At 74.0% G+C, this 17,284-nt stretch carries 17 protein-coding genes; 12 read left to right on the top strand and 5 right to left on the bottom strand.

Features of this window, described 5'->3' with window-relative positions; translation table 11 throughout:
* Together EV383_RS32430 and EV383_RS25180 are read right to left on the bottom strand one after the other, a co-directional pair.
* Complete coding sequence (locus tag EV383_RS32430; protein WP_242623300.1) at nt 1-603, bottom strand: DUF1330 domain-containing protein; 603 nt, start codon at nt 601-603, stop codon at nt 1-3.
* A complete protein-coding gene (locus tag EV383_RS25180) occupies nt 600-1,778 on the bottom strand; it encodes an FAD-dependent oxidoreductase (protein WP_165438498.1) in 1,179 nt (392 codons plus the stop codon). The genes EV383_RS32430 and EV383_RS25180 overlap by 4 nt, the downstream gene beginning before the upstream one ends.
* Nucleotides 1,779-1,861: 83 nt before the next feature.
* Here EV383_RS25180 and EV383_RS25175 point away from each other — a divergent pair, with 83 nt between their 5' ends.
* The 8 genes from EV383_RS25175 (at nt 1,862) to secA (ending at nt 11,993) form a co-directional block, all read left to right on the top strand.
* The gene (locus EV383_RS25175; protein WP_130292226.1) at nt 1,862-2,326 is read left to right on the top strand and encodes an NUDIX hydrolase; all 465 of its coding nucleotides are present in this window, start codon (nt 1,862-1,864) and stop codon (nt 2,324-2,326) included.
* A 24-nt stretch (nt 2,327-2,350) separates the two neighbouring features.
* Nucleotides 2,351-2,992 (top strand): dTMP kinase, encoded by a 642-nt coding sequence (locus tag EV383_RS25170; RefSeq protein WP_130292225.1) that lies wholly within the window; start codon nt 2,351-2,353, stop codon nt 2,990-2,992.
* A gap of 25 nt (nt 2,993-3,017) precedes the next feature.
* On the top strand, nt 3,018-3,695 hold the full coding sequence (gene mtrA, locus EV383_RS25165; RefSeq protein ID WP_130292224.1) for an MtrAB system response regulator MtrA: 678 nt from the start codon (nt 3,018-3,020) through the stop codon (nt 3,693-3,695).
* A gap of 19 nt (nt 3,696-3,714) precedes the next feature.
* Nucleotides 3,715-5,478, top strand: a complete 1,764-nt coding sequence (gene mtrB / locus EV383_RS25160) for an MtrAB system histidine kinase MtrB (RefSeq protein WP_130292223.1) — start codon at nt 3,715-3,717, stop codon at nt 5,476-5,478.
* Nucleotides 5,475-7,202, top strand: coding sequence for an LpqB family beta-propeller domain-containing protein (locus EV383_RS25155; RefSeq protein ID WP_130292222.1), 1,728 nt, complete (start codon nt 5,475-5,477; stop codon nt 7,200-7,202). Before mtrB ends, EV383_RS25155 begins: the two co-directional genes overlap by 4 nt.
* An 84-nt stretch (nt 7,203-7,286) precedes the next feature.
* The gene (locus tag EV383_RS25150) at nt 7,287-8,090 is read left to right on the top strand and encodes a ComF family protein (RefSeq protein ID WP_207223655.1); all 804 of its coding nucleotides are present in this window, start codon (nt 7,287-7,289) and stop codon (nt 8,088-8,090) included.
* A 146-nt stretch (nt 8,091-8,236) separates the two neighbouring features.
* Nucleotides 8,237-8,860 (top strand): ribosome hibernation-promoting factor, HPF/YfiA family, encoded by a 624-nt coding sequence (hpf, locus tag EV383_RS25145; protein WP_130292221.1) that lies wholly within the window; start codon nt 8,237-8,239, stop codon nt 8,858-8,860.
* 196 nt (nt 8,861-9,056) lie between these two features.
* Nucleotides 9,057-11,993 carry a preprotein translocase subunit SecA gene (secA, locus tag EV383_RS25140; RefSeq protein ID WP_130292220.1) on the top strand — a complete coding sequence of 979 codons (2,937 nt, stop codon included), beginning with the start codon at nt 9,057-9,059 and terminating at the stop codon, nt 11,991-11,993.
* A 74-nt stretch (nt 11,994-12,067) separates the two neighbouring features.
* Here secA and EV383_RS25135 read toward each other — a convergent pair whose 3' ends face one another.
* Entirely contained in the window at nt 12,068-12,724 is a 657-nt protein-coding gene (locus tag EV383_RS25135; protein ID WP_130292219.1) for an Rv3235 family protein, read from the bottom strand.
* Nucleotides 12,725-12,825: 101 nt separating this feature from the next.
* Here EV383_RS25135 and EV383_RS25130 point away from each other — a divergent pair, with 101 nt between their 5' ends.
* From EV383_RS25130 to EV383_RS25115, 4 genes are read left to right on the top strand one after another with little or no spacing between them, the layout of a single operon-like run.
* Entirely contained in the window at nt 12,826-13,338 is a 513-nt protein-coding gene (locus tag EV383_RS25130; RefSeq protein ID WP_130292218.1) for a MarR family winged helix-turn-helix transcriptional regulator, read from the top strand.
* A complete protein-coding gene (locus EV383_RS25125) occupies nt 13,335-14,312 on the top strand; it encodes an ABC transporter ATP-binding protein (protein ID WP_130292217.1) in 978 nt (325 codons plus the stop codon). The genes EV383_RS25130 and EV383_RS25125 overlap by 4 nt, the downstream gene beginning before the upstream one ends.
* On the top strand, nt 14,309-15,148 hold the full coding sequence (locus EV383_RS25120; protein WP_130292216.1) for an ABC transporter permease: 840 nt from the start codon (nt 14,309-14,311) through the stop codon (nt 15,146-15,148). The genes EV383_RS25125 and EV383_RS25120 overlap by 4 nt, the downstream gene beginning before the upstream one ends.
* Before the next feature lie 30 nt (nt 15,149-15,178).
* Nucleotides 15,179-15,577 carry an HAD-IA family hydrolase gene (locus tag EV383_RS25115; RefSeq protein ID WP_207223654.1) on the top strand — a complete coding sequence of 133 codons (399 nt, stop codon included), beginning with the start codon at nt 15,179-15,181 and terminating at the stop codon, nt 15,575-15,577.
* Between the two features lie 153 nt (nt 15,578-15,730).
* On the opposite strand, the gene EV383_RS25110 is transcribed toward EV383_RS25115, so the two are convergent.
* Both EV383_RS25110 and EV383_RS25105 read right to left on the bottom strand, forming a co-directional pair.
* Nucleotides 15,731-16,009, bottom strand: coding sequence for an antitoxin (locus EV383_RS25110; RefSeq protein ID WP_130292214.1), 279 nt, complete (start codon nt 16,007-16,009; stop codon nt 15,731-15,733).
* 46 nt (nt 16,010-16,055) lie between these two features.
* Nucleotides 16,056-17,276 (bottom strand): alpha-hydroxy acid oxidase, encoded by a 1,221-nt coding sequence (locus EV383_RS25105; protein WP_130292213.1) that lies wholly within the window; start codon nt 17,274-17,276, stop codon nt 16,056-16,058.
* Between the last annotated feature and the right edge of the window lie 8 nt (nt 17,277-17,284).

Genomic DNA, 17,284 nt, shown 5'->3' with positions numbered 1-17,284 from the left:
TCAGTCGTTGATCGGCGCGACGATCCGGATGTCGCGCTCGGCCCCGTTGTCGAACGCGTCGAGGGCCTTGCGGTAGCCCGCGCTCGCGTAGGCGGCCTCGGCCGCCTCCACGTCGTCGAACTCGATGATGACGACGCGGTCGCGCAGCCCGGCCTCGAACACCGCCGACGCCGTCGCGCGGGCGACGAACCGCCCGCCCTCGGCCTGCAGCGCCGGCCCGCCGAGCTCCCGGTAGGCCGCGACCTTGTCCGCGTCGTGCACCGCCCGGTAGATCGAGAGGAAGTGCGCGGCCCCCGGCGTCGCCGTCGTGCCCTCGTCGGCCTCGACGATCCGGATGTCGCGCTCGGCGCCGTCGCCCAGCGCGTCGAGGGCCGCGCGGTAGTCCGGGCTCTCGTAGGCGGCGACGGCCGCCTCGACGCTGTCGAACTCGATCAGCGTCGTGCGCTCGAGCCGCCCCGCCTCGTGGGCGCCGGCCGCCGGGCCACGGGCCAGGAACCGGCCTCCGGCCTTGCGCACCGCCGGTGCGCCCAGCTCGACGTAGGCCGCCAGCTTCTCGGGGTCGTGCACCTCGCGGAACGCGTTCACCCAGTACGCCCTGGTCATCGGTTCACCGTCTCCATCCAGTCGATGTGGTGGTCATAGGCCCACGCCGGGCCGCCGGTGGGCGGGCGGCGCTGCCAGTCGGTCAGTGTGGCGAGGCGGTCCCGGACGCGCGCGACGAGCCGGGCCGGGCCCCGCCGGTGGACCTTCGCCGCCCCGCCCAGGCCGAGGGCGACCACCGCCTCCACCCGCTCGCGGCGCAGGCGCTCGAACGCGGCGAACGCCTCCGCCGGGGAGGGCAGGTCGCGCAGGCACCGGCCCAGCACGACGCCGTCCTCGATCGCCATCGCCGCGCCCTGCTCCGACGCCGGCGGCGCGACGTGCAGCGCGTCGCCGATGACGACCATCCGGTCGGTGTGCCAGCGGGGGACGTGCGGGAGCGCGAGGTCGTCGAAGCCCAGCACGCGGTCGGCGTGCCGCACGGTGTCCCCGGCGGGGGAGTCGCCGAACAGCTCGTCGAGCAGATCCCGCGGGTCCCCGTCGCCCTCGCCGTCGGGGACGGGGATGTTGGTGAACCACGAGCAGCCCCCGGAGTGGGCGTCGCGGCGGGAGGCGAAGAACGCCCGGGCCCCCAGGTGGATGCGCAGCACCTCCGGGGGTGGCGGCTCGACCGGCGGGTCCGGGGTGAAGCCGTAGATCGTGCGGGTCCGCCCGCCCTGCGGCGCCGGGGCGTCCGGGTCGATCCACGTCCGCACCGCCGACCGCACGCCGTCCGCGCCGACGAGCGCGTCCGCGAGGACCTCGGTGCCGTCGTCGAGCCGGGCGACGACGCCGTCCTGGGTCTCGGAGGCGCCGACGACGCGGGTGTCGTGCCGGAACCGCGCCCCGGCCCGGACCGCCTCGTCGCGCAGGGTCGTCGCGAGCCGGGTCCAGAGCATCGACCGGGGCAGACCGCGGGGGGAGGCGGGGTCGGCCGCGAGCCGGTAGCTCAGCCGTTCCCCGGCGGGGGAGTAGACCTCGGTGCGCACGAGCGGGGCCGACGCGGCGATCACCGCGCCGTCGACGCCGATCGCGCGCAGCGCGTCCATCGCGTTCGGGTTCAGTCGGACGCCGGCGCCCCCGACGTGGTCGGCCGGCCGGGACTCCACGACCGTCGCCGCGATGCCGGCCCGGCGCAGCGCGAGCGCGGCCGCGTTCCCGGCGATGCCGCCCCCGGCGACCACGACGTGGGCGGTCACCGCGGCGACACCCCGCCCGCGGTGACGGTGACCGTGCTCCTCATGACCCGATGATCTCATCCCGGCCGGGTTACGGTGATCCGATGAACGGCTCGGGGGACGGCTGGGTCCGGTGCGCCCTCGGGCACCGGCACTGGGGGCTCTACGGCGCGGCCGGTCTGCTGGTGCGCCACCGCGACCCGGACTCCGGCAGCGAGTGGGTGCTGCTGCAGCACCGTGCGGACTGGAGCCACCACGGCGGCACGTGGGGCGTGCCCGGCGGTGCGCGCGACTCCGGCGAGACCGCCCGGGAGGCGGCGCTGCGCGAGGGCGCCGAGGAGAGCGACCTCGACCTGGACATGCTGCGCGAGGCGGACACCTTCGTCGACGACCACGGCGGCTGGAGCTACACCACGGTCGTGCTGCGCTCGCCGGCCGCGCCGCCGGTGGCGGTGCGGGGGATGGAGAGCACCGAGCTGCGCTGGGTGCGCACCGACCGTCTCGGCGAGCTGGACCTGCACCCCGGGTTCGCGGGGACCTGGCCGCGGGTGCGCGAGCTGGGCGCCTGAGCCGGACCGGTAGGTTCCCCGGCCGTGGGACGGCTGGTCGTGATCGAGGGTCTGGACGGGGCCGGCAAGCGGACGTTCGCCCGCGCCCTGGTCGCCGAGCTCGACACGCTCGGCGCCCGGACGACGTCGCTGGCCTTCCCCCGCTACGACGACGACGTGCACGCCGAGCTCGCCCGCGACGCGCTCTACGGCCGGATGGGCGACCTGGGCTCGTCGGTGCACGCGATGGCGGTGCTGTTCGCTCTGGACCGCCGGGCCGCGGCTCCCGAGCTGCGGACCGCCCTGGCCGGGCACGACGTCGTCCTGGTGGACCGCTACGTCGCCTCGAACGCCGCCTACAACGCCGCCCGCCTGGGCCAGGACGCCGCCGGTGAGGTGGTGGCGTGGGTGCGGGAGCTGGAGATCGACCGGTTCGACGTCCCGGTGCCGGACCACCAGCTGCTGCTCGCCGTGCCCCGGGAGGTGGCCGCGGCGCGGGCCCGGTCCCGCGAGCTCGCCGAGCCCGGCCGGGCCCGCGACGCCTACGAGAGCGACGACGGTCTGCAGGCCCGCACCGACGCCGTCTACCGGCAGCTGGCCGCCTCGTCGTGGCTGAGCCCGTGGACGGTCCTGGACGGAGCGGGGGATCCCGACACGCGTGCCCTGGCCGGGCGTCTGCTGGCCTGAGCAGCGGGGGTGGGATGCTGTGGACATGAAGTCGCGCGTGCTGGTGGTCGACGACGACCCGGCCCTGGCCGAGATGCTCACCATCGTGCTGCGGGGCGAGGGTTTCGAGACGGCGGTCGTCGCCGACGGCACCCGGGCCCTGCCCGCGGTGCGCGAGGTCGACCCCGACGTCGTCCTGCTCGACCTGATGCTGCCCGGGATGAACGGTATCGACGTCTGCCGGGCGATCCGGGCCGAGTCCGGCGTCCCGATCGTCATGCTGACGGCCAAGAGCGACACCGTCGACGTCGTCCTCGGGCTCGAGTCCGGCGCCGACGACTACGTGGTCAAGCCGTTCAAGCCCAAGGAGCTCGTCGCCCGGATCCGCGCCCGCGTGCGGCGCAACGAGTCCGAGCCGGCCGAGCAGCTGACCATCGGCGAGATCTCGATCGACGTGCCGGCGCACCAGGTCGTCCGGGAGGGCAGGCCGATCGCGCTGACCCCGCTGGAGTTCGACCTGCTCGTCGCGCTGGCCCGCAAGCCGCGCCAGGTGTTCACCCGCGAGGTGCTGCTCGAGCAGGTCTGGGGCTACCGGCACGCCGCCGACACCCGCCTGGTCAACGTGCACGTGCAGCGCCTGCGGTCGAAGGTGGAGCGCGATCCCGAGCGCCCCGAGGTCGTCCTGACCGTGCGCGGGGTGGGGTACAAGGCCGGCCCGCCGTGACAGGGTCGGCGCGTCCGTGATGCGCCGGCTGCTCCGCCGGATCGCGCGGCTCCCGCTGCTGCGACGGCTGGTCCGCGTGCTGGTCCCGGTGCGGGCGCAGGCGCACGAGCTGGGAGCGATCCTCTCGGCGTCCTGGCGGCGGTCGCTGCAGCTGCGTGTCGTCGTCTCCACGCTGGCGCTGTCCTCGGCCGTGGTCCTCGTCCTGGGCCTGGTGCTGCAGAGCGAGATCGCCGAGCGGCTGCTGCAGGGCAAGTTCGCCGGCGCGCTGGCCCAGGCCGAGGCCGGGCGGGTGGTGCTCGACAGCGACCTCTCCGGCGTCGACCCCGACCGTGAGGGCGCCCAGGACACGCTGACCAACGCGCTGCAGCGGCTGACGAACTCCGACGGCGCGAACCCCGGCTCGGCCGGTGCGGGCGAGTTCCGCGCCGCGCTGACCACCGGGGCGGGCAACGGCCCGGAGATCTCCGCGGGCCCGATCGACGACGTCACCCGCGAGCAGCGCGAGACCGTCGCCGAGGGCGGGGTGAGCCGGCAGTACACGACCGTCAACGGCGTGCCGACGCTGGTGATCGGCCAGCCGGTCGGGACCGCGGGCCGGGAGCTGCAGTTCTACCTGCTGTTCCCGCTGGACGCGGAGCAGAACACGCTCAACCTGGTCAAGTCGACGCTGATCGTCGGCGGCCTGGTGCTGATGGTGCTGCTCGCCGCGATCGCGAGCCTCGTGACCCGGCAGGTGGTGCGCCCGGTCCGCCAGGCCGCCGAGGTGGCCGAGCGTTTCGCCACCGGGCACCTGGACGAACGCATGCCCGCCCGCGGCGAGGACGAGGTCGCGCGCCTGGCCGAGTCCTACAACGAGATGGCCGGCAGCCTGGCCGCGCAGATCAAGCAGCTGGAGGACTTCGGCGCGCTGCAGCGCCGGTTCACCTCCGACGTCAGCCACGAGCTGCGTACCCCGCTGACCACGGTCCGGATGGCCGCCGACGTGCTCTACGCCTCCCGCGACGAGCTGCTCCCGGCGCTGCGGCGCAGCTCCGAGCTGCTGGTCAGCGAGCTGGACCGGTTCGAGGCGCTGCTGGCGGACCTGCTGGAGATCAGCCGCCTCGACGCCGGCGTCGCCGAGCTCGGCGCCGAACGGGTGGACATGGCCGGGGTCGTCGACAACGCGGTCGCCACCGTGCGCGGGCTGGCCGACGAGACCGGGACGCCGCTGGTGCTGATGCTGCCCGTCGGGCAGTACGTGGAGGCCGACCCGCGGCGGGTGGAGCGGATCGTGCGCAACCTGGTGGCCAACGCCGTCGACCACGGCGAGGGGCGCCCGGTCGAGGTCACGGTGGGCGGGGACGCCTCGGCGGTGGCGGTGCTGGTCCGCGACCGCGGCGTCGGCCTGCGCCCGGGCGAGGCCGACCTGGTGTTCAACCGCTTCTGGCGGGCCGAGGAGAGCCGGGCCCGGCGCAGCGGCGGCACCGGGCTGGGCCTGTCGATCAGCATCGAGGACGCGCGGCTGCACGGCGGCTGGCTGCAGGCCTGGGGCGAGCCCGGACGCGGGTCGGCGTTCCGGCTGACGCTGCCGCGCCACGTCGGCGGGCACATCTCGGCCAGCCCGCTGCCGCTGGGCCCGCCGGACTCCGACGACGAGGCGCCGCTCACCGACCCGGGCGCGGTCTCGTCGGTACCGACGCCGCCGTGGGGGACCCCCATCCCGGACCGGCCCCGGTCCCGTGACGACGACGACCGGCTGCAGCCCGCCGAGCGGGCGATCATGGACACGGGGGAGGACCGATGAGGAACAGGCTCGCGGGCGTCCTCGGCGTGGCCCTGACGGCGCTGGTGCTCGCCGGGTGCGCCAGCGTCCCGGGGCACACCTCGGTGCAGGTGCTGCGCCAGATCGGCGACAACGGCGCCGCGGCGGTGCCGTCCGGCCCGATCGACGACCGGGACCCGCTGGGCCTGGTCCGCGGCTTCGTCTACGCCTCCGGGCAGCCCGACGACCGGCACGCCTCCGCCCGCCGCTTCCTGGCGCCGCAGGCCTCGAACTGGGACGACGGCGCGTCGCTGACGATCCTCGACGAGCGGTTCGACACGGTGTTCTCCCCGGACGGGATCACCGGCGACCCGAACCGGGCCACCGTCCGGATCCGTGGCACCCGACTCGGCACGCTGGACCCGTTCGGCGCGTTCGAGGCGTCCCCGGCGCCGGTCGAGGTCGACGTCGGGGTGGTCAACCGGGACGGGACGTGGCGGATCGACGGCCTGCCCCCGGGCGTGCTGGTGCGCGGCTCGGACTTCCGGGCCAACTACCGCTCGCTCAAGGCCTGGTTCGTCGACCCGGTGCACAAGACCGTCCTGGCCGACCCGCACTACATCCCCAGTGCCCGGACCACGGCGCTGGCGACCCGCGCGGTCGAGGTGCTGCTGCACGGACCCTCGGCCGGGCTGCAGGGCGCGGCGACGACCGCGTTCCCGCCCGGGGCGAAGCTGCGCTCCAACCTCACCGAGTCCGCCGACGGCGTCGTCGTGCTCGACCTGGCCGGTGTGGACGGGCTCTCCGACACCGACCGCAGGCTGCTGGCCGCACAGCTCGCGCTCACCCTGGCCGAGGTCAGCGTCCCGCGGGTGCGGATCCTCTCCGACGGCGAGCCGCTGATCGCCGGGCGCCCGGACCTGGGCCGGGAGGACGTCGTCGACCTGGTGGCCGGGCCGCCGGCGAGCGCGCCGCTGGCCGCGATGGTGATCGAGAACGGGCGGGTGCGGATGCTCGGCGACGCCGGTGCGGACACCCCGCTGGCCGGGCAGGCGGGCAACGGGTCGTTCTTCGTGACCGACGCGGCGAGCTCGTCGCGGTCGAACCGGATCGCGGTGGTCTCCCGCGAGGAGACCGGCACCCAGCGGCTGCTGACCGGTCCGGTGGACGGGCAGCTCACCGCCACCCCGGTCTCCGGCGGGTCGCTGACCGCGGCCACCTGGAACGCCGCGGGCGACGAGGTGTGGGTGCTCGCCGACGGTGTCCCGCAACGGGTCCTGGTGCCGGCCGCGGGCCCGACGCGGCAGGCGTCGCTGGACGCGGAGGAGATCACCTCGCGGGGCCCGGTGCGCGACCTGGTGCTCTCCCGGGACGGGACCCGGGTCGCCGCGGTGGCCGGGGGACGCGCTCTCGTCGGCGCCGTGGTGACGCTGCCCGGCGGCGCGGTGTCGGTGCGCCAGGTGCGCGAGCTGCGCCCGGCGGAGCTGGACGGCGTGGTGGCGCTGGACTGGCGTGCGGGCGACCAGCTCGTGGTGGCCGCGAACTCCGACCGCCCGGTGTCGCTGGTGTCGGTGGACGGCCTGACGCTGGACCCGATGCCGAGCGTGAACCTGACCTCGCCGCTGCGGACGGTGGCCGCCGCACCCGGCCGGGCGATGTACGTGGCCGACCGGACCGGGGTGTGGAGCTTCGCCGGCGGCGACCTCGACGCGTGGCGCCAGTCGCTCGGGGCGACGTCGGACGCACGGCCGTTCTACCCGAACTGAGGTTACCCACGGGTTGTGGACAACTCCGGGGCGAGTGCCCCGGAGCGGGGAGGTCCGTCGGTCCGGCGGCGCATGCTCGCCGCCATGACCACACGGGAGCTCCTCGCCGGACTGACCGACCTCGTGCTGCCCAGCACCTGCGGCGGGTGCGGCGCGCCGGGCGGCGGCTGGTGCCCGGCCTGCGCCGACGCCACCGGCGGGCCGCTGACGGTGACGCTGCCGCGCGCCGGGCCGACGGCGGCGGCCGGCCGGTACCGCGGCCCGCTGCGCCGGGCCCTGCTCGGCTACAAGGAACGCGGCCGGCGTGATCTCGCGCCGTCGCTGGCCGGGCTGCTCGTGCCGCCGGTCGCCGCGGTGCTGCCGGTCTCGCCGCCGGGACCGGTGTGGCTGGTGCCGGCCCCGTCACGGCCGGGTGCGGCCCGGATGCGCGGCGGTGACCACGTGGCCCGGCTGGCGCGTGTCCTGGCCGTGCGCCTCGGCGCGGCCGGGCTGCCGGCGCACGTCGCGCCGGTGCTCGCCCTCGACCGGCGGGCCCGCGACTCGGTCGGCCTGGACCCGGCGCAGCGGGCCGCGAACCTGAACGGGGGCATGCGGTTCCGTCCACCCGGGGCCGGTGTCCAGGGTCCGGGGGCGGACGCCGTCGTCGTGCTCGTGGACGATGTGGTCACCACCGGCGCCACGCTGCGTGCCTGCCGAGACATGTTGCTTCGCAACGAGATCGCAGTGTCCGCGGCAATCGTGCTGTGCGATGCGACCGGGGGAGCGGCCGGGCGGGCCCCGGTGATCACCCGGGTGCCGGATAACGCTCACGGTGCGCGCCCGAAGTTGCTCCGGGATCGCTCGGGCGGGTCGGTGACAGGTATGTCCAGCGGGCGGACGAACCGCTAACGTCGTCTGAACTTCGACCCCTTATCACACGAGGAGGAGCCACCGATCGCCCGCCCGGGGCAATCGGGTCCCTGACCCCCGACCCGACCGATGAGATCAAGAACGATCAGACCTGCGACCGCTGCACGAGAGCGAGGGATGTCCGCGTGGAGATCACCGTAACCGGCCGGAACGTTGAGGTACCGGATCATTTCCGTGGCCATGTCGAGGAGAAGCTCAGCCGCCTCGAACGCTACGACCACAAGATCGTCGGGATGGAGGTCGAGCTCTTCCACGAGCCGAACCCCCGCCAGCAGAAGAGCTGCCAGAGACTCGAGATCACCGGACGCGGCGGGTGCGGTGCCGTCGCCCGCGCCGAGGCTGTCGCCGGTGACTTCTACGCCGCGCTCGACCTCGCCGTCGGCAAGCTCGCGAGCCGCCTGAGCCGCTCGCACGACCGCCGCAAGCCCAGCCGCCGGGACAAGGTGCTCGCCGGCCGCGCCGCGGCCACGCCGGGCGGTACCGCCCTGCTCGAGGAGGCTCCCCCGCTCGAGGACCTGGTGCCCGGGCCCCGGGGGCACGCCGAGCACCTCGACGACGAGTACCGGCCCGGCCGGATCGTCCGGGACAAGGTGCACGACGCCCGGCCGATGTCGGTGGACGAGGCGCTGTCGCGGATGGAGCTCGTCGGGCACGACTTCTATCTCTTCGCCGACGCCGAGTCCGGCCTTCCGTCGGTGGTCTACCGGCGGAAGGGTTACGACTACGGCGTCATCCGGCTGAACGGCTGACCCCGTGCGGTGGGGGGTCGGTCACGCCCCGCCCCCCACCGCCCACGGGGCGTCACGGTCTCCCGGTGCGACGTTCCGGCCGGTCCCGTCGCGGGGGCTGCGTACCATGACGGGAAGGTGGTGTCGCGGTACCGCGTCAGCGCGTCGCCGACGCTGCCTGCGATGACCTGACCGCGATCGTGAATGAGGTCGTGCAGTGCCCTTCCTGAGTCGTCTCCTCCGAGCCGGCGAGACCAAGCTGGTGAAACGGCTCGGCAAGATCGCCGCCCACATCGACACGCTCGAGCCGGAGATCCAGGCGTTGTCCGACGCCGAGCTGCAGGCCAAGACGGCCGAGTTCCGCTCCCGGCACGCCGAGGGCGAGGGCGAGTCGCTCGACGACCTGCTGCCCGAGGCCTTCGCCGTCGTCCGCGAGGCCGCCCAGCGCACGCTGGGCCAGCGCCCCTTCACCGTGCAGCTGATGGGTGGCGCCGCCCTGCACCTGGGCAACGTCGCCGAGATGCGCACCGGTGAGGGCAAGACGCTGACCTCGGTGCTCCCGAGCTATCTCAACGCGATCTCCGGCAAGGGCGTCCACGTCGTCACGACGAACGACTACCTGGCCAAGCGCGACTCCGAGACCATGGGCCGGATCCACCGCTGGCTGGGTCTCACGGTCGGGGTGATCCTGGCCGAGATGACGCCGGCCACGCGGCGCGAGCAGTACGCCGCGGACATCACCTACGGCACGAACAACGAGTTCGGCTTCGACTACCTGCGCGACAACATGGCGTGGAACGCCGTGGACATGGTCCAGCGCGGGCACAACTTCGCCATCGTCGACGAGGCGGACTCGATCCTGATCGACGAGGCGCGGACCCCGCTGATCATCTCCGGCCCGGCCGAGCAGAGCGCCCGCTGGTACCAGGAGTTCGCGCGGCTCGCCCCGATGCTGACCAAGGACATCCACTACGAGGTCGACGAGCGCAAGCGCATGGTCGGCATCACCGAGGACGGCGTCACCCTCGTCGAGGACCAGCTCGGCATCGACAACCTCTACGAGTCCGCGAACACCCCGCTGGTCGGCTACCTGAACAACGCCGTCAAGGCCAAGGAGCTGTTCAAGAAGGACAAGGACTACATCGTCAACGACGGTGAGGTCCTGATCGTCGACGAGTTCACCGGCCGCGTGCTGGCCGGGCGCCGCTACAACGAGGGCATGCACCAGGCCATCGAGGCCAAGGAGAACGTCGAGGTCAAGGCGGAGAACCAGACGCTGGCCACGATCACCCTGCAGAACTTCTTCCGGCTCTACGACAAGCTCTCGGGGATGACCGGTACGGCCCAGACCGAGGCCTCCGAGCTCAACGAGATCTACAAGATGTCCGTGGTCACGATCCCCACGAACAAGGACATGGTCCGTCAGGACCAGCCGGACCTGATCTACAAGACCGAGCCCGCCAAGTTCGAGGCGCTCGCCGACGAGATCGCCGAGAAGCACCGGGCGGGCCAGCCGGTGCTCGTCGGTACGACGAGCGTCGAGAAGTCGGAGTACCTGGCGCAGCTGTTGCTCAAGCGCGCCATCCCGCACGAGGTCCTGAACGCGAAGAACCACGCGCGCGAGGCGACGATCATCGCCCAGGCCGGGCACGCCGGGTCGGTCACGGTGGCCACGAACATGGCCGGTCGCGGTACCGACATCATGCTCGGCGGCAACCCCGAGTTCCTGGCCGACCTGGAGCTGCGCAGCCAGGGCCTGGACCCGGTGGAGACCCGCGAGGAGTACGAGCAGGCCTGGGACGCGGTCCTGTCCCGGATGCGCAAGCAGGTCCAGGCCGAGGCCGAGGAGGTCAAGTCCGCGGGCGGTCTCTACGTCCTGGGCACCGAACGGCACGAGTCACGGCGGATCGACAACCAGCTGCGCGGCCGGTCCGGGCGTCAGGGCGACCCGGGCGAGTCCCGGTTCTACCTCTCGCTCGGCGACGAGCTGATGCGCCGGTTCAACGGCCAGGTCGTCGAGTCGATCATGAACCGGTTCAACCTCCCGGACGACGTGCCGATCGAGGCCGGCATGGTCACCCGCGCGATCCGCAGCGCGCAGACCCAGGTCGAGCAGCAGAACTTCGAGATCCGCAAGAACGTCCTCAAGTACGACGAGGTCCTCAACCAGCAGCGCAAGATCATCTACGACGAGCGCCGCCGGGTCCTCGACGGCGAGGACGTCCAGAGCCAGACGCGCAACATGCTGGCCGACGTGATCCACGGCTACGTCCAGGGCGCCACGTCCGAGGGCTACTCCGAGGACTGGGACCTCGACAAGCTCTGGACCGCGATCGGCGGCCTCTACCCGGTCTCGGTGGGCTGGCGGGAGATCGCCGACTCCGAGGACGGGCTCGAGGAGCTCTCCGCGGAGGCGCTGGAGAAGGCGATCCTCGACGACGCCGAGGCCGCCTACGCCCGCCGCGAGGCCGAGATCGACGCCCTCATCGGAGCCCAGGGCGGGATGCGCGAGCTCGAGCGCCAGGTCCTGATGCAGGTCATCGACCGCAAGTGGCGCGAGCACCTCTACGAGATGGACTACCTCAAGGAGGGCATCGGGCTGCGCGCGATGGCCCAGCGCGACCCGGTGATCGAGTACCAGCGCGAGGGCTTCGACATGTTCGCCGCGATGCTCGAGGGCATCAAGGAGGAGACGATCGGGCACCTGTTCAACGTCACCGTGCAGGTGGCCGAGCAGGAGCCGGTGGAACCCGCCGCCGACGGCGCGGCCGCCGTGGCCGAGGCCCCCGGGCCGCCGCGGGAGGACGACACCACCGAGATCCCGGTCATCCCGGCCCGTCCGCCGATCGGTGGCGCCCGCCGCCGGGTGCCGGACGAGGACCCGAACGAGCAGACGACCGTCCTGCCGAACCTGTTCCGTTCCGGGCCGCCGCAGAACCTGCAGTACAGCGGCCCGACCGAGGACGGCGACGTCGCCCGCCGCGGCGAGGCCGCCGCGAACGGGAACGGCCGCGCGGCCGGCAACGGCTCCACCGGGGCCGGAGCCAACGGCGCCGGCGGGGCGAGCGCCGCCGACGGCGACGCGAGCGTCAACCGCGCCGAGCGTCGCCGCCAGCAGCGGGCCGCGGAGAAGGCGAACCGCCGCCGGCGCTGAGCCGTTCGACGACGACCCACGACGCCGCCCCGGGCCACGGTCCGGGGCGGCGTCGTCGTCCCGGTGCCGGAGGGTCAGATCAGGCGCACGGCCGTGCACACCCAGGTGTCCTGCCGGGCCGTGGCCGTGGTGCCCCGGCCCTGCCGGGCGGCGGTGCGACCGGCGGGGACGACATCCAGGCGCAGGGTCAGCGCACGGATGCGGTCACCGACCCGGCACACCGTCACCACCTCGGCCGCGCCCGGGTGCGGCTGCGCGACGTGCACCCGGCCGGGCGCGACCGCCCGCACCGTCGACGGCCGGCTCGCGCCCAGGTAGCGCAGCACCTCCGGGGTGACGGCGGCGGCGAGCTGCCCCGGCTGCCGTCGTCCGGCCAGTACCTCGAGCATCGACCGGACCAGGGCTCCGGCCCGCGCGTGCGGTGGCGGACCGTCCGCTGCCGCACCGGCCTTCGGGACCGGGCCGCCGGGCCCGCCCGCCGGGCCGGAGTCCCGGCCGGGAGCGGTGCCGGTGCCGGCGGCGGGCGACCCCGTGCACTCCCGGGACCAGACGTGACGGCGTGGGTGCACGGCGCCGACGGCGAGCGGTTCCGGCTCGTGCCCGGGCGCCCGCAGCCGCGGCGGCCGGGGAGCGGGAGGCGGTCCCGGAACCCGGGGGACCGGTGCCGGAGCCAGGTTCGGCGGGTCCGCGACGGGCTCGGCCGGGACGCGGGTCAGGGGTGCGACGGTCACCGGTCCAGCGTCGCTCCCCGGCCGTCGCCGGCCGCCGATCCGCGATAGTTCGTCACCATACGATAGTGCGACGAATCGTTCGGAGACGTACGGTCTGCGCCGTGAGCGACCCCTTCTTCGAGTCCCGGCCGGAACACATGCCGCTGGGCAAGCTCGTCTCGTGGGTGGGCGGGGCGATGCAGAGCTACTACCGCCGCAGCGTCGCCCGGCACGGCGTGACCGGCACCGCGATCGGTGTGCTGGGCGCCCTGGCGCACGCCGAGGGACTGTCCCAGCGCGAGCTCGCCGGGCGGGTCGGCGTCACCCCGGCGACACTGACACCGGTGCTGGACACCCTCGAGCAGGAGGGCCGGATCGGGCGCGAGCGCGACACCTCGGACCGTCGCATCGTCCGGCTCTGGATCACCGACGACGGCCGGACGCACCTGAGGACGGTGTTCACCGAGGTCGCGGCCACGTTCCGGGCGCAGATGCCGCAGCCGCCGCCGGAGCACGAGCCGATCATCCGGGAATACCTCGTCGCGGTGCTGGCCGCGGTGAGCCAGGATTCGGGATCCGGTCCGGGGCGTCACGCCGCCGGGGACGAGCCCACAGGGAAGGGAGCGGAGCGATGAGCAGCGTCGCCGTCGAGGTCACCGACCTCGTCAAGCACTACCCGAAGGCGTCCGGCAACGCCGTCGACGGTCTCTCGTTCACCGTGGGGGAGGGCGAGGTCTTCGGCCTGCTCGGGCCGAACGGTGCCGGCAAGACGACCACCGTCGGCGTGCTGACCACGCGGGTCGTACCGACCTCGGGTTCCGCCCGGGTGGCGGGGCTCGACGTGAGCGCCGACGCCGTCGCCGTGTGCGCGAAGCTGGCGGTGGTGCCGCAGCGGGTGAACCTGGACCGGTCGCTGACCGTGCGGGACAACCTGCGCTTCCACGCCGCGTACCACGGTGTCGGGCGCGCCGAGCGCAACGCCCGCGCCGACGAGCTGCTGGAGCGGATGGGACTGGCCGACAAGGCGAAGTCGATCAGCGACAACCTCTCCGGCGGGCAGGCGCAGCGGGTGATGATCGCCCGCGGGCTGATGCACCGCCCGGAGGTGCTGTTCCTCGACGAGCCCTCCACCGGGCTGGACCCGCAGGCCCGGCTGTTCGTCCACGACCAGATCGCGACCCTGCGCGACGAGGGCGTCACGGTCGTCCTGACCACGCACGACATGGACGAGGCGCACAAGCTCTCGGACCGCGTCGGCATCGTCGACCACGGCAAGCTCCTCGCCCTCGACACCCCGGACGGGCTGATCCGCTCGCTGCCGGGCGAGGCCACCGTGGAGCTCACCGTCCTGCCCGGCGGCGAGGGTGCAGACCCGCTGCTCACGGCCCTGCGGGAGCTGCCCGAGGTCGAGCGGGCCGAGGCGCTGCCCGGGTCCGGTGACGCCGCCGGGGTCCGCCTGCGCCTCTACGTCTCGGCCGACCCGTCCATGCTGCTCGCGCCCGTCGTCGAGACGGCGGGACGCCACGGTGCGTCCGTGCGGGACGTCTCGCTGGGCACGCCGACGCTGGAGGACGTGTTCATCTCGCTCACCGGAAGGGACCTGCGATGACCGCGCAGCCGACCACCCGCACCGCGCCGGGCCCGGCCCCGTCCACCCCGGGGGTGACGACGGCGCCACCGCGCCCGGGCCTGGCCTTCCTGGCCGTGCTGCGGCGCGATCTCTACGTCACCGTCCGGGAGCTGCCCTCGTTCCTGGCCCAGACGCTGATCCAGCCGTTCTTCTTCCTGCTGGTGTTCGTCACCGTGCTCGGGCGGACCGGGCTGGTCTCGCCCGAGTACGGCTCGATCATGCTGCCCGGCCTGATCGCGCTGAACGCGATGTTCGGTGCGCTGCAGGCCGTCACGCTGCCGCTGGTGTTCGAGCTGTCCTGGACCCGGGAGATCGACGACCGGCTGCTCGCCCCGATGCCGGTGTGGGCCGTCGCGGTGGAGAAGGTCGTGTTCGCCGCCGGACGGGGGCTGCTGGCCAGCCTGCTGATGGTGCCGATCGGCGTGGTCATGGTGCACGTGGACTGGCCGGCGTCCGGGCTGCTCCCGGCGTTCCTGATGGTCGTGCTGGGTGCGCTGCTCGGCGGGGCGATGGGCCTGACGATCGGCACCGCCGTGCCGCCGCGGCGGATCAACATCCTTTTCGCGGTGATCTTCACGCCGCTGCTGTTCACCGGCTCGGTGCAGTACCCGTGGCCGACGCTGTCGGACCTGCGCTGGTTCCAGGTGCTCTCCGCGCTGAACCCGCTGACCTACGTCAGTGAGGGGATCCGGGCCTCGCTGGTGCCGGCCGTGCCGCACATGCCGCTGTGGGTCTGCGTCGTCGTCCCGGTGGCCGCGATCGCGCTGTTCACGCTGCTGGGCATCCGCGGGTTCCTGCGCCGCGCCCTGGACTGAGCGGGCGTTCGTACCGCTAGCGTGCGGGACGTGCCGGAACAGGAGACCCCGAGTGGGCTGATCGTGGACTACGGCGGCGTGCTGGACGAGGGGCCGCTGGTCCTGGAGTACGCGCGCCGCGCCCGGGCGGCCGGGATCCGGACGGCGGTGTTCTCCGGCGGGCACGCCGTGCCGGACGAGTGTCACGAGGTGTTCGACCTGGTGCTGCTCGGCGCCGTGCGCGGGGCCCGCAAGCCGTCACCGGAGTCGTTCGCGGCCGCCGCGGCGGAGCTCGGCGTCCCGCCGGAGCGCTGCGTGGTGGTCGACGACATCCCGGTCAACGTCCGCGGCGCCGCGGCCGCCGGGGCGATCGGTGTCCACCACGACGACGCCTACACCACGCTCGCCGAGCTGGAGACGCTGCTCGGGGTCCCCGCCGACCCGGCCTGACGTCCGTTCTGCCCGTCGCGAGGGGACCCCTCGGGTCGCGACGGCGGGCGAGGGGACCCCTCGGGCATCCGGTCGCGCCCCTGCACACGACGACGGCGCCGCCCGCGGATGCGGACGGCGCCGTCGGTGGTCACGCCGGTGGCGTGGGTGTGCCTACTGCTGCGGCGGGGGCGGCGGAGCCTGACCCGGGGGCGGCGGCGGGGGCGCCTGCCCCGGCTGCTGCCCCGGCTGGCCCTCGCCGGGCGGCGGCCCGGCCTGCTGCGTGGTGTCACCCTCACCGGTCCGGCCGCGGGCGAACTCCGTCGCCTTGTCGATGTGTGCGTCGTGACCGGCGAACTTCGTCTTCGCCGCGTCACCGATCTTGTTCAGACCCTGATCGACCTTGTCGTCGTGCTGGCCGAGCAGGTCCTTGGCCTTGTCCAGGAAACCCATGCGGGCCATAGTGGCCCCTCCGTCAACCCCCTGCAGCCCGGGGACGTCACCCGATCGGGCGGAGGCGCGCGTGCTGCGGACGGAGGTCGTCGACCCTCGTGACGCCGATCAGCTGCATCGTCCGCTCGATCTCGGCGGTGAGGATCTCGACGCTGCGCCGCACCCCGAGCTGCCCGCCGGCCATCAGGCCGTAGAGGTAGGCGCGCCCGACCAGCGCGGCCCGCGCTCCGAGCGCGAGGGCCGCGACGACGTCGCCGCCGTGCATGATCCCGGTGTCGACGAGCACCTCGGCCTCGTCGCCGAGCTCCTGCACGACCGGCTCGATCAGCTCCGCCGGGACCGGTGCCCGGTCGAGCTGGCGGCCGCCGTGGTTGGACAGCAGGACGGCGTCCGCGCCCGCGTCGGTGACCCGCCGCGCGTCCTCGACGCTCTGGATGCCCTTGACGACGAGCTTGCCCGGCCAGGTGTCGCGCAGCCAGGTCACGTCGTCCATGGTCAGCGCGGGGTCGAACACCCGGTTGATCAGGTCGGCGACGGTGCCGTCGCTCGACTCGAGGCTGGCGAACGTCAGCGGCTCGGTGGTGAGCAGGTCGAACCACCAGTGCGGGTGCCGGGCGCCGTCGAGGAACGTCTTGAGGCTCAGCGCGGGCGGCACGGACAGGCCGTTGTGCACGTCGCGGCGCCGGTTGCCGCCGACCGGGGTGTCGACGGTCAGCATCAGCGTGTCGTAGCCGGCCGCCTCGGCGCGGGCCACCAGGTCCTTGGCCACGCTGCGGTCGCGCCAGAGGTAGAGCTGGAACCAGTGCCGCCCGTCCGGCGCGGCCGCGGCGGTGTCCTCGATCGTCGTCGTCCCCATCGTGGACAGGGCGTAGGGGATGCCCGCGTCGCGGGCGACGGGGGCGACCGCGCGCTCGCCCTCGGTCCCCATCATCCGGGTGAAACCGGTCGGGGCCAGCGCGAACGGCAGCGCCGAGCGCTTCCCGAGGATGTCGCGGGAGAGCTCGACCGAGGACACGTCGCGCAGCACCGACGGGGTGAACTCGACCGATCCCCACACCTGCCGGGCGCGGTTCAGGCTGCGCTCGTCCTCGGCTGCGCCGTCGGTGTAGTCGAACACCGCGCGCGGGGTGCGCCGCCGCGCGATCTCGCGCAGGTCGTGGATGCTCGTCGCGCGAGCCAGCCGTCGTTCGGCGGCGTCGCGGAGGAACGGGGCCGGCCGCAGCAGCGGCGCCAGATCGGACGGGCGGGGGAACCTGCGCTGCACCATGGCCCCAC

The organism is Pseudonocardia sediminis, from assembly GCF_004217185.1.
In the GTDB taxonomy this organism is placed as follows: Bacteria; Actinomycetota; Actinomycetes; order Mycobacteriales; family Pseudonocardiaceae; genus Pseudonocardia; species Pseudonocardia sediminis.
Note: the sequence above shows the minus strand (reverse complement) of the source record. Positions and strands in the feature narration are given on the sequence as shown.

Excerpts from the sequence above, each read along its gene's own strand:
- EV383_RS25125 (WP_130292217.1), top strand. The coding sequence starts at position 13,335 with ATGAGCAGCGTCGCCGTCGAGGTCACCGACCTCGTCAAGCACTACCCG.
- EV383_RS25175 (WP_130292226.1), top strand. The coding sequence starts at position 1,862 with ATGAACGGCTCGGGGGACGGCTGGGTCCGGTGCGCCCTCGGGCACCGG.
- EV383_RS25110 (WP_130292214.1), bottom strand. The coding sequence starts at position 16,009 with ATGGGTTTCCTGGACAAGGCCAAGGACCTGCTCGGCCAGCACGACGAC.
- EV383_RS25105 (WP_130292213.1), bottom strand. The coding sequence starts at position 17,276 with ATGGTGCAGCGCAGGTTCCCCCGCCCGTCCGATCTGGCGCCGCTGCTG.
- EV383_RS25120 (WP_130292216.1), top strand. The coding sequence starts at position 14,309 with ATGACCGCGCAGCCGACCACCCGCACCGCGCCGGGCCCGGCCCCGTCC.
- mtrA (WP_130292224.1), top strand. The coding sequence starts at position 3,018 with ATGAAGTCGCGCGTGCTGGTGGTCGACGACGACCCGGCCCTGGCCGAG.
- EV383_RS25150 (WP_207223655.1), top strand. The coding sequence starts at position 7,287 with ATGACCACACGGGAGCTCCTCGCCGGACTGACCGACCTCGTGCTGCCC.
- mtrB (WP_130292223.1), top strand. The coding sequence starts at position 3,715 with ATGCGCCGGCTGCTCCGCCGGATCGCGCGGCTCCCGCTGCTGCGACGG.
- EV383_RS25155 (WP_130292222.1), top strand. The coding sequence starts at position 5,475 with ATGAGGAACAGGCTCGCGGGCGTCCTCGGCGTGGCCCTGACGGCGCTG.
- EV383_RS32430 (WP_242623300.1), bottom strand. The coding sequence starts at position 603 with ATGACCAGGGCGTACTGGGTGAACGCGTTCCGCGAGGTGCACGACCCC.